Raw genomic sequence first — 13,938 nt, 5'->3', positions numbered from 1 at the left:
CGTGACCGATTGCGCAGTCATCCTGGCCGGCGGCCAGGCAAACCGGATGGGCGGCGGCGACAAAGGCCGCCTTATGCTCGGCGACCAGTCATTGATCCAGCGGGTTATTGAGCGAATCACGCCGCAGGTCGACGCGGTGGTACTGAATGCCAACGGCGATATCCATCGGTTTGACGATCTGGGTTTGCCAGTGGTCGCAGACTCCATCGAGGGCTTTCCCGGCCCGCTGGCCGGTGTACTGGCTGGCATGGACTGGGCGGCCGAGCAGGGCCATGACTGGCTGATCAGCGTTGCCGCGGACACCCCCTCCTTTCCCCGGGACCTGGCCGAAAGACTGGCCGGATATGATACCCCGGTGGTACTGGCAGCCACGCCGGACCCCGAGCGGGGTCGACTGCCACAGCCAACCTTTGGTCGCTGGCAGGTATCCTTGCGCCACAACCTTCGGGCGGCCCTGAACGATGGGGTTCGCAAGATCCGCCAGTGGACTCAGGCCCAGGGCGAAACCCTGGTGGTGTTCAACGAGGGCGACTTTTTCAACATCAATACGCCGGAAGATCTGGCCTGGGCGGAGCAGAATCTGAAGTGAACGTCATCGGCATTGTAGGTTGGAAAAACTCCGGAAAGACCACCCTGGCCTCGGCCCTGATTCGTGAGCTGTCCAGTCGGGGGTTAACGGTCAATTCGATCAAGCACGCCCACCACATGGTGGATGTGGATCAACCCGGAACAGACAGCTACAAGCATCGCGACGCCGGCGCCCGGGAGGTCATCCTCGCTGGTGGCCAGCGCTTCGCCATCATGCACGAACTCCGGGGAGCGGCGGAACCGACGCTGGATGAATTGCTGGCACGACTGAGCCCCTGTGACTGGGTCGTGGTGGAGGGATTCAAAACCCACACCCACGCCAAGATCGAAGTGCATCGACGAGAAGGTTCGAGGTCACCGCTGTTCACCGAGGACCCGAGCATTGTTGCTGTGGCGTCGGACTACGCTGCCGAATTCTCGGGGCCCGTTTTCGACATCAACGACATTCCCGCCATCGCTGATTTTATTCTGAACCGCAAGCAAGCCTGAACGGCATAACCAGGAGCCGAAGATCCATGAAACCGCTTCGCAACGACTGCTTTGCCCTGCCCCCCGGCGTCAACTGGACCCCGGTCGAAGAGGCCCTTGAGCGTTTGCGTTCACGGTTGCACCCTGTGGTGGAGACTGAACACGCCGTTCCCCTATCCCGGGTAAACGGCCGTATCCTGGCAAGCGACGTCTACGCTCCCCGGGCGCACCCACCAAGCAACAACTCGGCGGTTGACGGCTATGCACTGGCGGGCCCTGTAACGGATGTTCCCTGCACACTGCCTCTGGTCGATGGTCGCAGTGCCGCCGGCGAGCCTTTCAAAGGCCAGGTTCCCGCGGGACATGCGATCCGGATTCTCACCGGCGCAGTCATTCCATCCGGGACAGACACAGTGGTCCTCGAAGAAGACTGCGAAGTCCGGGATGGCCAGCTGTATCTGAACGGCACTCTGAAAGCGGGCGCCAATGCCCGCAAAGCCGGTGAAGACATCCAGGCACAGGATCGAATCCTGATCGCAGGAACTCGCCTGACACCCACGCAGATTTCCGTACTCGCCAGCGTTGGGGTGGAGTCGGTCGACGTCTACCAGAAGCTGCGGGTTGGCGTTCTGTCTACCGGCGATGAGGTAAAACCGGTGGGTGCCACAGTCACTGATTGGCAAATCTACGACGCCAACCGGCCGATGCTCAGCGCCCTGGTCTCGCAACTGGGCTACGAGCTGGTGGACCTTGGTCATGCACTCGATCGGGCTGACGAGGTCAAATCGGCTCTGGAAACAGGGGCGCAAGAGTGCGATCTGATCCTCACCAGTGGCGGCGTATCGGCCGGTGACGAAGATCACGTGTCGAAGACCCTGAAAGCCCACGGCGACATCAGCAATTGGCGCATTGCCATCAAACCTGGCCGCCCGCTGGCCCTCGCCATGTTCCAGGGCACGCCTGTGGTGGGCCTGCCGGGCAATCCGGTCGCCGCCTGGGTCTGTGCCCTGCGTTTTGGTGCCCCTGCAATGGCATTACTTGCAGGCGGTGAATGGTTCGAACCCCAGGCCTACGTGATGCCGGCGAATTTTTCGAAAAACAAAAAGCCCGGGCGCAGCGAGATGCTGCGGGCACGGGTTCGGGATGGGCAGGTAGAGGTGTTCGGTTCGGAAGGCTCCGGCCGGGTGACCGGCCTGGCCTGGTCCGAGGGGCTGGTGGAACTGGATGAAAGTGCCCAGCAGATTGAGCCGGGCACTCCCGTGCGGTTTATTCCATACGGCAGCTTCGGTCTGTAGTCAGTCGACGCTGCCGTGAACCGCAAACGCTTCCAGTGAGGCATCCTGAGGCCCCCGGGAACGGTAGGTTTCCTCGACACCCAGCTCGGTCAGGGTGCGGCTGACCATCAACAGTGTGTTGTCCTCGAAGTCCTCGCACATGCTGCGCATCTGGTCGATTTCCTCACAGGCAACCGGGTAGGCCGCGTCGATATCCGGCGCGCCGTAATGGTCAACAAAGGTCTGCGCTAGAGTCCGGCGAACATGCTCCAGTTCCGGTTCGGTAATGTTGCAGACCCCCACGAAACTGGCGCGCCCGCCTGATTCAATGCTGTACCAGCCGTTACTGAACGCCTGACGGGCTTTGCCTTTCAGGTCTCCCTCAGTCCAGTTGGAAAACTCGAAGCCACCGGAGATCGCCCACTCACCGCTGGGTGCAGGCTTTTCAAATACGTTTTCGTCGGAAATATCCAACTGAAGGGTTCGGGCCAGTTTCATACGTGCTCCGCGAATTCGATCAAACTCAGCGTCTCGGTCATGACATCCTGACGCAACAGCATCCGGCCTTTTTCATCCAGGCCAACGAAGGTACCTGGTCTGGGCCGTTCAATCCTTTTGCCCAAGGTGTCGCACCTTGGCCGCCACTCGTTGTGTACCCGCTCAAAGCCGCTGTCCAAAAAGTAGGTCAGCCACAGCAACGTGTGCTTGGACCAGCTTTCCAGTAGGACCATGGGTGTGATTTCGATGCAGCCTTCTTCATACAGACAGGTCTCATCCGGGTTTTCTCCCGGCTGGTCCGTCTTCGGAATAAAAGGCACCTCAATTCCAATCACCAGCCAGTTGGGGTAGGCCTTGGGATCAGACACATCCGATGCGAAACGAACACTGCCACAGAGCGCACCGTTTACCTTGATGCGGTCAGGCCACTCAAAGTACACCGGCACTTCGGGCGGGGCCAGCGCGCCCAGACTCTCGGCAAGGCCGATCTGGGCCACATAGACTGCCTGAATCGCCTCTTCAAGCGGTGTTTCGGGCGCCAGGACCAGGGCTGCGCGCAGGGTGTCGTCTTGCTCGGAGTAGAACACCGTGCCGGAATCGACGCCCGCGATCGCCCGGCTGACGGCTTTATCAAACGGGTCCATGTGTCTGGGCACCACTTCTCCCGTTAGTAACGGTGGGAACTGGGGTGATTCGATCATTGGATGGCCCGGGCGTAGACGTCAGAGGCGACAATTTCATCGGCGATGCGCTGGAAAGCCTGGGCCTGGGGGCTGTCAGGCTTCGAGACCACAATCGGAACTCCGCCGTCCGATCCCAACCGGATATCGAGATCCAGGGGAATCTCTCCGAGGAAGGGCGAGCCCAGTTTCTCTGCCTCGGCTCGTGCGCCGCCGTGCCCAAAGGGATGGTGTTCCTTGCCACAGCCATCGCAAATAAACGACGCCATATTTTCGATCAGCCCGAACAGCGGAACGTCCATTCGCTTGAACATATCAATGCCCTTGCGAGCATCCATCAGGGCGATGTCCTGAGGTGTCGAGACAATGACCGCACCCGCCACGAAGAACTTCTGGCTCAGGGTCATCTGGACATCACCGGTGCCCGGCGGAAGATCCACCAGCAGCACGTCCAGCCGGCCCCATTCAACCTGGTTCATCATCTGCTGCAAGGCGCCCATCAGCATCGGCCCGCGCCAGACGATAGCCTCGTCCTCCGGTGCCATCAGGCCCAGGGACATCAGCGTTACGCCGTGATTTCTCAGCGGCAGGATGGTGCTTCCATCCGGGCTGGACGGACGACCGGAAACCCCCAGCATGCGGGGCTGGCTCGGGCCATAGACGTCAGCGTCCAGCAAGCCGACCTTCAGCCCTTTCGAGGCGAGGGCCACCGCCAGGTTGGACGACACGGTCGATTTACCAACGCCGCCCTTGCCCGACGCAATGGCAATGATGCGATCGACGCCCCTCGGGTTCTTGTCCTGAGGCCTTGGAGCGTCAGTTCCGATCAGATTCGGATTTTTTCCTACTTCGGTGTACTCAACCATGGTGTGTCCTGTTGTTTTTAACTGTCCAGATAGTCATCACTGGTGCGGACCCGCGGGCGCTCGCCACCGGCCATGGGCGCTGTGCTGCCATGGAACTGGGCCTTGACCCGACAGTCATCGCACATCTTGATGAGCTGCACGTTATCAGAGTTCTTGTACATCCAGTGCTGGTTTTCCAGCTTCTCGACGATGCGGTTAATCGTGCTGGCTACACCAAACGGGGTGCCACACTTGATGCATTCGAAGGGCTCTTCACCGTGCAACGCCCGGGCACTGAGCGCCGCCTTGGACACATCAAGCTGGGGCTTCAGGGTGATGGCGGTTTCCGGGCAGGTACTCTCGCAGATACCACACTGGACGCAGGCGTTTTCCGTGAACTGCACCTCGGGCCGATCCGGATGGTCACCAAGGGCGCCGGTCGGACATAGTGATACACAGGCAAGGCAGAGGGTGCATTTATCGGAATCAATTTCGATGGCACCGTAAGGCGCGCCTTTGGGCAACGGAATCGGCTCTTCGATTTTCTCCGACATGGCGGCCACTGTCACCCGGGTGATATCCCGGCGACCGCCCACCAGCAGCACAGGGTCGCTCACGCGACCGGCATTGTCCCCGGCGTCGCAAAGCTCGATGGCGGAAATAACCCTGATCCGGCTCGGCGAGTTGTGGGTACCCTTGAGCATGGCCTGGGCCAGCTCCACTTCTGCGGTCACTGCACGGCGATCCAGCTCGTTGTCCGCAAGGATGAGAACCTCGGCGTAGCCGGCACCAAACGCCGCCATGATTTCAGCGTGGCCGATCCGGTCGACATGTTCCAGCCCCATCGGGATCAGATCATCCGCGAGACCATTATCGTAGCGGGCCAGGTTGGCAATGGCCTCTGTGCCAGCTTCCAGGGTATGGAAGACCAGGCGGGGCGATTCGTGGGTATGCTCGCGGTAGACTTTGGCCATCACTTCCACAGCCTTGGTGATCGCCTCGAACGGCGTCTCATTCATGGTCACTGCAGAGGTGGGACAGACGGCAGCGCAGGAGCCGCAACCGGCACAGATATCCGAATCAATCTGGATGTGATCCCCGAAGGAAAAAATAGCCTCTGTCGGGCAGACATCCAGGCACCGTGTACAACCAGGCTTGTTGGCCCGGGAGTGCGCGCACAGAGACTCTTCGAGCCTGAAATAGACGGTTTTTTCGAATTCACCCACCATTTCCCTTGCCGTCAGGGCAATGCGCTCCAGCTCGCCGGACTTTTCCGGATCGGCCCAGAAGTAGCCGTTGCGCTTCTCGTGGCTCGGAAATGCCGGGGCGCCGCCCCGCAGATCGATAAACACATCGCATTCGCTGCGGGCGGTGGGCTTGGCCGCCTCGTAACCCAGCTCACCGCGACCGGCCGGGTGCAAGGGTTGCAGGTGGGCGAATTCCAGCTTGAAATTGCCAAGTGCACCGTAGGCTCCCGTCAGTTGGCCCTTGGCCACGTCGTAAGCGGCAGATGGCAGCTGGATGGGGCCGGCATCATTAACAATACAGGTAACACCCAGTTCGTCCTGCACCAGTCCGGCCATCCGGATTGCCTTCTCGGTAGGACCGACGATGCAGCACACGCCGTTGGACTGAATGGTTTTCGCCGGCGCCATGGGCGGCGGCAATTGGGCGGCGGCAATCAGGGCTGCCTGCTTCGCATGCAGGCGCTCGGGCTTCGCGTCGGGGGCGCTCCAGCCAGCACGATCCCTGATATCAATGGATTGGAGTGGCGCGGCGTGTTGGATCTCGGCGTGAACGTCCTCCGCAAGGCGCTCGAACAAGGCGGCCTGCTGGCCACAGGCAATCAGGACATCATTGCTGGCGCCCAGATGCTCGGCGGCAACACTCAATTCCTTGCCGCACAGTTGATCAACTGCAATCGCCTGCTCAGCGCCTGCGGCTTTGCGCAAAGCCTCTGAATCGAAGGTCTGTGATTTGTCGCAGCTGCATAGTAATAAGGTCTTATGTGCCGTCATCAGGAAATTGACTCTTTCGTTGTTTTTATACGTATACGCTTACGTATCGCTTTTCGAGCATGCCACAGGCATTATCTTTTGGACAATTGGATAATCTTTTGTGCCCTGCTAGTTTTACGCTATAACAAAAAATGAGAAGCACCATGAGTAGTCGTACAGAACAGTGGAAACGCGAGCTGAGGGTTGGCGCTGTCGTTCGTCGATCCCCGGGCGTCACTCGCTGGGTAAAAGAAATCTGGAAGCCGGTTGCCGTTATACCTGGTGCACCTGATGCATTCTGGAAAGAATTGGTTCGCGAGGAAGACGTGGTCGATTACCACGCGAGCACCGTTACGATGGAGCTTTTTCGGGCCGACGTCGAAGGCTATCTGGTCTCACTGAACATGGCCGTTCCATCCGTATGGATCATCATGGATAGAGATGTAACGAGCCAGTCGCCCTCCGGATGGGTCGTGAGCACTATTACGGCCAGCGCCCATGAAGCACTGGATGCCCTTGATAGTGGCGAAAGTATAGTTGAGGCGGTTCCTATTCCCGAATCAATGGCGGCCTGGATCAAGGAATTTATCGACATGCACTACATCGAGGAGCCGTTCAAGAAACGTCGCCGCGATGAAGTTCGCGTTGATGGCGCCGAGGATGCCAAGGGCGACCCGCGCATTCGCCAGGAAAGCGACGTCTACCGTGCCCCTGCGAACATCAAAAAGCCGAGAATTCAGTAATGGCCGAATCAAGACTCCAGCGTTGGGCTCGCAAGAAGGCCGAAGCCGCCAAGCGCCCGGAACCATCCCCTCCTCCGGTTATCGAGGCTGAGCCAGCCCCGGAGGAGCAGGAACTGGCAATCAATGAAGCATTGCCGGAACACGAGCTGCTAGAGAAGTATGGCCTGCCTGACCCGGAAAACATTGAACTGGGTACGGACATCACCGGATTCATGCGCAAGGAAATTCCGGAGTTCCTCCGCCGCAAGGCCCTGAGGGGACTCTGGAAATCGAACCCGGTACTGGCCGTTCTGGACGGCCTCAATGATTACGATGAGGACTACACACTGGCCTCGACGGCCGGACAGACAGTGAAAACTCTATACAAGGTTGGAGAGGGGCTCGTCGACAAAGCCAAAAAAGCCGCGGACGTCGTGGACGATCAGTCGGAAAAGCAGGCAGTCTCATCGTTGGCAGGGCCTGATTCCACAACCGCCGAGGAACCGGATTCTGAGGACAGTCCCGAACTGGAAGATATGGCAACGCCGACGGAACTTCCCGAGCAGCAGCTTGCCCAAGAAGAGGCGACCTACTCAGAAGAGGAGCCGGAACCACGATTCCGTCCTCGTATGCGTTTTGACTATTAGCAGAATACGTTTCAGCTATTAGCAAATTAAAGGTCGGTCAGGCCAATATTCTGGATTGTGTACTAGAATAGCGTGACAGGCCGCACATAATAATTAGAAGGAACAGGAATTGAGTAACACTGCGGAAATCCAGTGCCCGCGTTCGATCTCTGAAGAAGATCGTGCCAGGGCCCAGATCTATCAGCTGCTTGGCGTCCTGCTTGTAGACCCGCCCTCCAGTGAATTGCTGAAAGGGCTGGCTTCATTACAAGGCGACGAGACGCCCCTCGGTTCGGCCTGCAAAAACCTGGCAGCCCTCGCCGAACGCACCAACCCGTATGACGCCGAGCGAGAGTTCAACAATCTGTTTGTCGGACTCGGTCGCGGAGAACTGCTCCCCTATGCCAGCTACTACCTCACCGGCTTCCTGAATGAGAAGCCCCTGGCGGAGCTGCGTACGGATCTCATGACCCGCGGTATCAAATCCCGCAGCGACGTAAAGGAGCCGGAAGATCACATCGGCACCCTCTGCGAAATCATGGCGGGCATCATCACCGGGGAATTTCCATGCGACAGCGGACTGCCGTCGCAAAAAGCATTTTTTGATGCCCACCTGGCAAAGTGGGCAGCCTTGTTTTTTACCGACTTGGAAGAAGCGCAAAGCGCCATTTTTTACGCACCAGTGGGTTCGCTCGGTCGAGCCTTCATGGCGGTAGAAGCCGACGCCTTTGCAATTCAGTAACCGGGATCTCAAGGTCCCATAAACCCAGGGGGAGGTGTCCAATGGACAACCCGAAGCGTGAAAACAGCCGTCGCCGTTTCTTGCAAATGGCTGCAGCAGCAGCTCCAGCTGCCGTTGCAATGACGGTTGCACCGAACGCCGCAGCCGAGGTCGTCAGAACAGACGTTCCGAAAAGCCGCGGTTTACGTGATACCGAACACACACGTAAGTATTTCGAATCGGCTCGCTTTTAACGGGGATTTGAGTTGATCGAGGTTGCGAAAGGCCCTTGAGAGACTCGGCTTTCCGAAAAAACGAGAATAATAAAGAGAGAGGTAAACGACATGTTGAGGAAGAAGACCAACGGGGTAGCGAAAGGCTCCCGTGCAGGCTCTTTGCTTTCTTCTCTCGCTGCCAAGACTCTGGACCGTCGTCAGTTCCTGACAACGTCTGGCGTGGCAGTGGGTGGTCTGGCGGCACTGTCGCTGACATCGGGACGGGTTGAAGCTGCGGCTCCGGCAACCGGTGGCGGAGAAGTGGTCGTCAAGAAATCGGTTTGTACGCACTGTTCGGTTGGCTGCACCGTAGAAGCCGAAGTTCAGAACGGCGTGTGGACTGGCCAGGAACCAGGCTGGGACAGCCCCTTCAATCTGGGTGCTCACTGCGCCAAAGGCGCTTCCGTACGGGAGCATGCCCACGGCGAGCGTCGTCTCAAGTCGCCCATGAAAATGGTCAACGGCCAGTGGCAGAAGATTTCCTGGGATACCGCCATCAACGAAATCGGCGACAAGATGCTCGAAATTCGTGAGCAAAGCGGTCCCGATTCGGTCTACTGGCTGGGCAGCGCAAAGTTCAACAACGAGCAGGCCTACCTGTTCCGTAAGTTTGCGGCCTACTGGGGCACCAACAACGTGGACCACCAGGCTCGTATCTGCCACTCCACGACCGTAGCCGGCGTAGCCAATACCTGGGGCTACGGCGCAATGACCAACTCCTACAACGACATCCACAAGTCCAAGGCGATCTTCATTATCGGGGGCAACCCCGCCGAAGCGCACCCGGTGTCGCTGCTGCACGTGCTGAAGGCGAAGGAAGAGAACAACGCCCCGCTGATCGTGTGCGACCCGCGTTTCACCCGCACAGCGGCCCATGCCGACGAGTTTGTACGTTTCCGCCCCGGCTCCGACGTAGCGCTGGTGTGGGGTATTCTCTGGCACATCTTCGAAAATGGCTGGGAAGACAAAGAATTCATCCGTACCCGTGTGTACGGTATGGAAGACATTCGCGAGGAAGTGAAGCGCTGGAATCCCGAGGAAGTTGAGCGTGTCACCGGCGCCCCCGGAGCACAGCTTGAGCGTGTGGCCCGCACTCTGGCCAACAACCGCCCCGGCACGGTTATCTGGTGTATGGGTGGTACCCAGCACACCAACGGTAACAACAACACCCGCGCCTACTGCGTGCTCCAGCTGGCCCTTGGCAACATGGGCGTCGCAGGTGGTGGCACCAACATCTTCCGTGGCCACGACAACGTTCAGGGCGCAACGGACCTCGGCGTACTCGCTGACACCCTGCCCGGCTACTACGGTCTTTCAGCAGGCTCCTGGGCTCACTGGGCCCGTGTCTGGGAAGAGGATCTGGATTACCTGAAGGGTCGCTTTGCCGTTTGGGATAAAGACGGCAAGTCCCGGGCCATGATGAACGAGAAGGGCATTCCGGTTTCCCGCTGGATTGACGGTGTTCTGGAAGCCAAGGAAAACCTTGAGCAGCCAGACAACACCCGGGCCATGGTTTTGTGGGGCCACGCGCCCAACTCCCAGACCCGGATGACAGAAATGAAGGAAGCCATGGAGAAACTCGACCTGCTGGTTGTAGTGGATCCCTTCCCGACCGTTTCTGCCGTACTCCACGATCGCAAGGAAGGCGCCTACCTGCTGCCCACGACCACCCAGTTCGAGACCTACGGCTCGGTAACCGCGTCGAACCGTTCTCTGCAGTGGCGTGAAAAAGTGGTAGAGCCGCTGTTCGACTCCAAGGTCGATCATGAAATCATGAAACTGTTTGCGGACAAGTTCGGCTTCACCGATCGCATGTTCCGCAACATCGCCATTGATGGCAATGAGCCGTCGATTGAAGACATCACCCGCGAGTTCAACCGCGGCATGTGGACCATCGGCTATACCGGCCAGTCGCCGGAGCGACTCAAGAAACACATGAAGTACCAGCACCACTTCGACAAGACCACCCTGCGAGCGACCGGTGGACCTTGCGATGGTGACTTCTACGGTATGCCGTGGCCGTGCTGGGGCACCCCGGAGATGAACCACCCGGGCACCGCCAACCTGTACGACATGTCGTTGCCGGTTTCCGAAGGCGGCCTGACATTCCGGGCCCGCTTTGGTGTTGAACATAACGGCCAGAACATTCTGGCGGACGGTGTTTACTCCAAGAATTCGGAAATCAAGGACGGCTATCCCGAGTTCACCATGCAGATGCTGATGGACCTGGGCTGGGATGGTGACCTGACGGCTGAGGAGCGAGCCAGCATTGAAGCTGTCGCCGGCGCCTCAACCAACTGGAAGACAGACCTGTCTGGTGGTATCCAGCGCGTAGCCATCAAACACGAATGTGCGCCCTTCGGCAACGCCAAGGCACGCGCCATTGTCTGGAACTTCCCGGATCCGGTGCCGCTGCATCGTGAGCCTCTGTACACCACACGTCGCGACCTGGTAGCGGATTATCCGACCTACGAGGACAAGACGTTCTGGCGGGTGCCGACCTTGTACGAGTCAATCCAGAAGAACGACTTCAGCAAGGAGTTCCCGATCATCCTTACCTCCGGCCGTCTGGTCGAATACGAGGGTGGCGGTGACGAAACCCGTTCAAACCCCTGGCTGGCAGAACTGCAGCAGGACATGTTCATCGAGATCAACCCACGCGACGCCAACAATCTGAATGTTCGCGACGGCAATGACGTCTGGGTGTCCGGTCCGGAAGGGTCGAAGATCAAGGTGAAGGCCATGGTGACAGAGCGTGTTGGCGAGGGTGTGGCGTTCATGCCATTCCACTTCGGCGGGCACTATCAGGGCAAGGACCTGCGGGACAAGTATCCCAAGGGCGCCGACCCCATCGTTCTGGGCGAATCCACCAACACAGTTCAAACATACGGGTATGACTCGGTCACTCAGATGCAAGAGACCAAAGCCACCCTATGTTCGATTATGCCGGCATAACAAGAGGTGTAGACCATGGCACTTGAAGGACAAGCAAGAGCAAAATTCCTTTGCGACGCCGAGCGCTGCATCGAATGTAATGCATGCGTAACGGCCTGTAAGAATGAGCACGAGGTCCCCTGGGGCATCAACCGTCGCCGAGTGGTAACCATCGAAGATGGCAAGCCAGGAGAGCGTTCGATTTCGGTAGCCTGCATGCACTGTTCAGACGCCCCCTGTATGGCCGTCTGCCCGGTGGATTGCTTCTACCAGACCGAAGACGGTGTAGTACTGCACTCCAAGGACCTTTGTATCGGTTGTGGCTATTGCTTCTACGCTTGCCCGTTCGGTGCGCCCCAGTTCCCACAAGCGGGCAACTTTGGCAGCCGCGGCAAGATGGACAAATGCACGTTCTGTGCAGGCGGCCCGGAAGAAGACAACTCCACAGTTGAATTCCAGAAATACGGTCGTAACCGTATTGCTGAGGGTAAACTGCCGATCTGTGCGGAAATGTGCTCGACCAAAGCCCTGTTGGCCGGTGACGGCAACGAGGTGGCGGACATCTATCGCCAGCGTGTTGTGAATCGTGGTTTCGGTTCCGGCGCCTGGGGATGGGGCACAGCCTACGAGAAGAAAGGTGCATAAACTGGCCTGACTCATGCGGGGCCCTTCGGGGCCCCGACGTCGGTCAAGACGACAATTTCTTCTTGTTCATTCCGTTGGAGTGCTCTAATGAAAACAAAACTTTTTAGTGCCGCCCTCCTCGTGTTGGCGACACTGCTGTTCAACCCTGTGTGGGCACAAGAGTCCCCTACGGTTGACCGGACCGCGACCGGGGGGGCCCAAACCCTCGAGGACATCATGCGCCGCCAGCAACAGCTGGAGATGGATGATTCGTTTCGGTCTGAAAACCTCGGCAATCCTGAAAACGCAGCACCTACCACTGCGCCTCTGGGCACGAATGGCGGGCGCTCGGATGCCGATGTCTGGCGTTCAATCCGTTATAACGAGATCGATCCCCGAATTCAGTCCCCTGGCCCTGCCAACGAGGTAATGATTCAGGACGCAGGCATGCCCTGGTATCAACTGCGCGAAGGTCCGATCATCACGTACGGTGGGGGCGCAATACTCGGCTTCCTTGCGTTGCTTGTTGTCTTCTATTTCGTTCGCGGCAAGATCATGATTGATGGAGGGCCTGCGGGCACAACCATTCAGAGGTTCAAAGCCATCGAGCGATTCGGACACTGGTTGCTCGCAGGCTCTTTCATCGCACTCGGCATCACAGGCCTATTAACGCTGATGGGGCGTAGCTTCCTGATTCCGGTGATCGGCCACGACGCCTTTGCAACCATCGCTGCCGGCTCCAAGTGGGTCCACAACAACATCGCATGGTCTTTCATGCTGGGACTGGTGATGACCTTCGTAATGTGGATAGCCCACAACATTCCCAATAAGCTGGACTGGCAATGGCTCAAAGCGGGCGGGGGCATCTTTACCAAAGGGCATCCGTCGGCGAAGAAATTCAACGCTGGCCAGAAGATCATTTTCTGGACCGTGATGGTGTTGGGCGCCTCCGTTTCCCTGTCCGGGCTATCGCTGCTGTTCCCTTTCCACATGCCGATGTTTGCCGACACCTTCGGTATCATCAACAGCATCATTGGAACCAGCTTCCCGACTGAGCTCACGCCACATGAAGAGATGCAATACGCCAACATCTGGCACTCGATTGTAGCGTTTGTGATGATGCTGGCCATCATTGCCCACATCTACATCGGCTCCATTGGTATGGAGGGCGCGTTTGACGCCATGGGCAACGGCCAGGTGGACCTGGAATGGGCCCGTCAGCACCACGACCTGTGGGTCGCTGAGGTTGAAGCCAAACAAGGCAAAGGAGGTTCGTCGTGAAAGTCATGATTTCCGCTTTTGTCGCAGCTCTTCTGATTGCTACTGCTGCACCGATGGTGCTGAATCAGTTCGGCTGGTCGGCAGCCGAACAGGGCAGCAGTCCAACGAGTGTGCGCCTTGACTGATCAGTCCGGGGTATACCAGATCGACGCCGTCGGTCTGGTATGTCCTCTCCCCATCCTGCGTTTCAAAAAACGGACCAAAGACCTGCCCAGCGGAACATTGGTCGATTTCCTGGCGGATGATCCCACCGGCCGAAAGGACCTTCAGGCCCTCTGTGATATCACCGGCCACCGGATTGAATGGACCCGAGAGGAAGAAGCTGGCGTCACCCGTTACCGTATTTCCCTGGCATAAACTGCAACTGAACGTTCAATCTTTCCCTGCACTTCACCACGCCCTCTT

The 13,938-nt window shown here is 58.4% G+C and carries 16 protein-coding genes; 12 read left to right on the top strand and 4 right to left on the bottom strand.

Translation table 11 applies throughout. The annotated features are described in order from the left end of the window. Position 1 precedes the first annotated feature (1 nt). The 3 genes from mobA to HP15_RS20370 are packed head-to-tail and all read left to right on the top strand — an operon-like array spanning position 2 to position 2,351. Entirely contained in the window at positions 2 to 589 is a 588-nt protein-coding gene (gene mobA, locus HP15_RS20380) for a molybdenum cofactor guanylyltransferase MobA (protein ID WP_014579237.1), read from the top strand. After that, positions 586 to 1,077, top strand: a complete 492-nt coding sequence (gene mobB / locus HP15_RS20375) for a molybdopterin-guanine dinucleotide biosynthesis protein B (RefSeq protein ID WP_014579236.1) — start codon at positions 586 to 588, stop codon at positions 1,075 to 1,077. Before mobA ends, mobB begins: the two co-directional genes overlap by 4 nt. Before the next feature lie 26 nt (positions 1,078 to 1,103). Beyond that, positions 1,104 to 2,351, top strand: coding sequence for a molybdopterin-binding protein (locus HP15_RS20370; protein ID WP_014579235.1), 1,248 nt, complete (start codon positions 1,104 to 1,106; stop codon positions 2,349 to 2,351). On the opposite strand, the gene HP15_RS20365 is transcribed toward HP15_RS20370, so the two are convergent. Genes HP15_RS20365 through HP15_RS20350 form a run of 4 tightly spaced genes read right to left on the bottom strand, consistent with a single transcriptional unit; the run spans position 2,352 to position 6,371 of the window. Next, entirely contained in the window at positions 2,352 to 2,828 is a 477-nt protein-coding gene (locus tag HP15_RS20365) for a DUF6505 family protein (protein ID WP_014579234.1), read from the bottom strand. Beyond that, positions 2,825 to 3,529, bottom strand: a complete 705-nt coding sequence (locus HP15_RS20360; RefSeq protein ID WP_041645989.1) for a biotin/lipoate--protein ligase family protein — start codon at positions 3,527 to 3,529, stop codon at positions 2,825 to 2,827. The genes HP15_RS20365 and HP15_RS20360 overlap by 4 nt, the downstream gene beginning before the upstream one ends. Then, a complete protein-coding gene (locus HP15_RS20355) occupies positions 3,526 to 4,374 on the bottom strand; it encodes an Mrp/NBP35 family ATP-binding protein (protein WP_014579232.1) in 849 nt (282 codons plus the stop codon). The genes HP15_RS20360 and HP15_RS20355 overlap by 4 nt, the downstream gene beginning before the upstream one ends. A 17-nt stretch (positions 4,375 to 4,391) precedes the next feature. Further along, positions 4,392 to 6,371 (bottom strand): 4Fe-4S binding protein, encoded by a 1,980-nt coding sequence (locus HP15_RS20350; RefSeq protein WP_041645988.1) that lies wholly within the window; start codon positions 6,369 to 6,371, stop codon positions 4,392 to 4,394. A gap of 143 nt (positions 6,372 to 6,514) precedes the next feature. Here HP15_RS20350 and HP15_RS20345 point away from each other — a divergent pair, with 143 nt between their 5' ends. The 9 genes from HP15_RS20345 (at position 6,515) to HP15_RS20310 (ending at position 13,890) form a co-directional block, all read left to right on the top strand. Then, positions 6,515 to 7,093 carry a DUF3305 domain-containing protein gene (locus HP15_RS20345; RefSeq protein WP_041645986.1) on the top strand — a complete coding sequence of 193 codons (579 nt, stop codon included), beginning with the start codon at positions 6,515 to 6,517 and terminating at the stop codon, positions 7,091 to 7,093. Next, the gene (locus HP15_RS20340) at positions 7,093 to 7,719 is read left to right on the top strand and encodes a DUF3306 domain-containing protein (RefSeq protein WP_014579229.1); all 627 of its coding nucleotides are present in this window, start codon (positions 7,093 to 7,095) and stop codon (positions 7,717 to 7,719) included. Before HP15_RS20345 ends, HP15_RS20340 begins: the two co-directional genes overlap by 1 nt. Before the next feature lie 109 nt (positions 7,720 to 7,828). Next, positions 7,829 to 8,440, top strand: a complete 612-nt coding sequence (locus HP15_RS20335) for a TorD/DmsD family molecular chaperone (RefSeq protein WP_008177286.1) — start codon at positions 7,829 to 7,831, stop codon at positions 8,438 to 8,440. 41 nt (positions 8,441 to 8,481) lie between these two features. Continuing rightward, positions 8,482 to 8,673 (top strand): twin-arginine translocation signal domain-containing protein, encoded by a 192-nt coding sequence (locus tag HP15_RS22055; protein WP_081449860.1) that lies wholly within the window; start codon positions 8,482 to 8,484, stop codon positions 8,671 to 8,673. A 90-nt stretch (positions 8,674 to 8,763) separates the two neighbouring features. Continuing rightward, complete coding sequence (locus tag HP15_RS20330; RefSeq protein WP_014579228.1) at positions 8,764 to 11,649, top strand: formate dehydrogenase subunit alpha; 2,886 nt, start codon at positions 8,764 to 8,766, stop codon at positions 11,647 to 11,649. 15 nt (positions 11,650 to 11,664) lie between these two features. Continuing rightward, a complete protein-coding gene (fdh3B, locus tag HP15_RS20325) occupies positions 11,665 to 12,273 on the top strand; it encodes a formate dehydrogenase FDH3 subunit beta (RefSeq protein ID WP_041645983.1) in 609 nt (202 codons plus the stop codon). 87 nt (positions 12,274 to 12,360) lie between these two features. After that, positions 12,361 to 13,533 (top strand): formate dehydrogenase subunit gamma, encoded by a 1,173-nt coding sequence (locus tag HP15_RS20320; protein WP_041645981.1) that lies wholly within the window; start codon positions 12,361 to 12,363, stop codon positions 13,531 to 13,533. Further along, a complete protein-coding gene (locus tag HP15_RS22950) occupies positions 13,530 to 13,658 on the top strand; it encodes a membrane protein (protein ID WP_014579225.1) in 129 nt (42 codons plus the stop codon). The genes HP15_RS20320 and HP15_RS22950 overlap by 4 nt, the downstream gene beginning before the upstream one ends. Further along, positions 13,651 to 13,890: a sulfurtransferase TusA family protein gene (locus HP15_RS20310; RefSeq protein ID WP_008177271.1), complete on the top strand. Its 240-nt coding sequence runs from the start codon at positions 13,651 to 13,653 to the stop codon at positions 13,888 to 13,890. The genes HP15_RS22950 and HP15_RS20310 overlap by 8 nt, the downstream gene beginning before the upstream one ends. The last annotated feature ends 48 nt before the right edge of the window (positions 13,891 to 13,938 follow it).

This window comes from Marinobacter adhaerens HP15, from assembly GCF_000166295.1.
GTDB classification, from domain to species: Bacteria; Pseudomonadota; Gammaproteobacteria; order Pseudomonadales; family Oleiphilaceae; genus Marinobacter; species Marinobacter adhaerens.
This window is presented reverse-complemented; position numbering and strand designations above follow the sequence as displayed.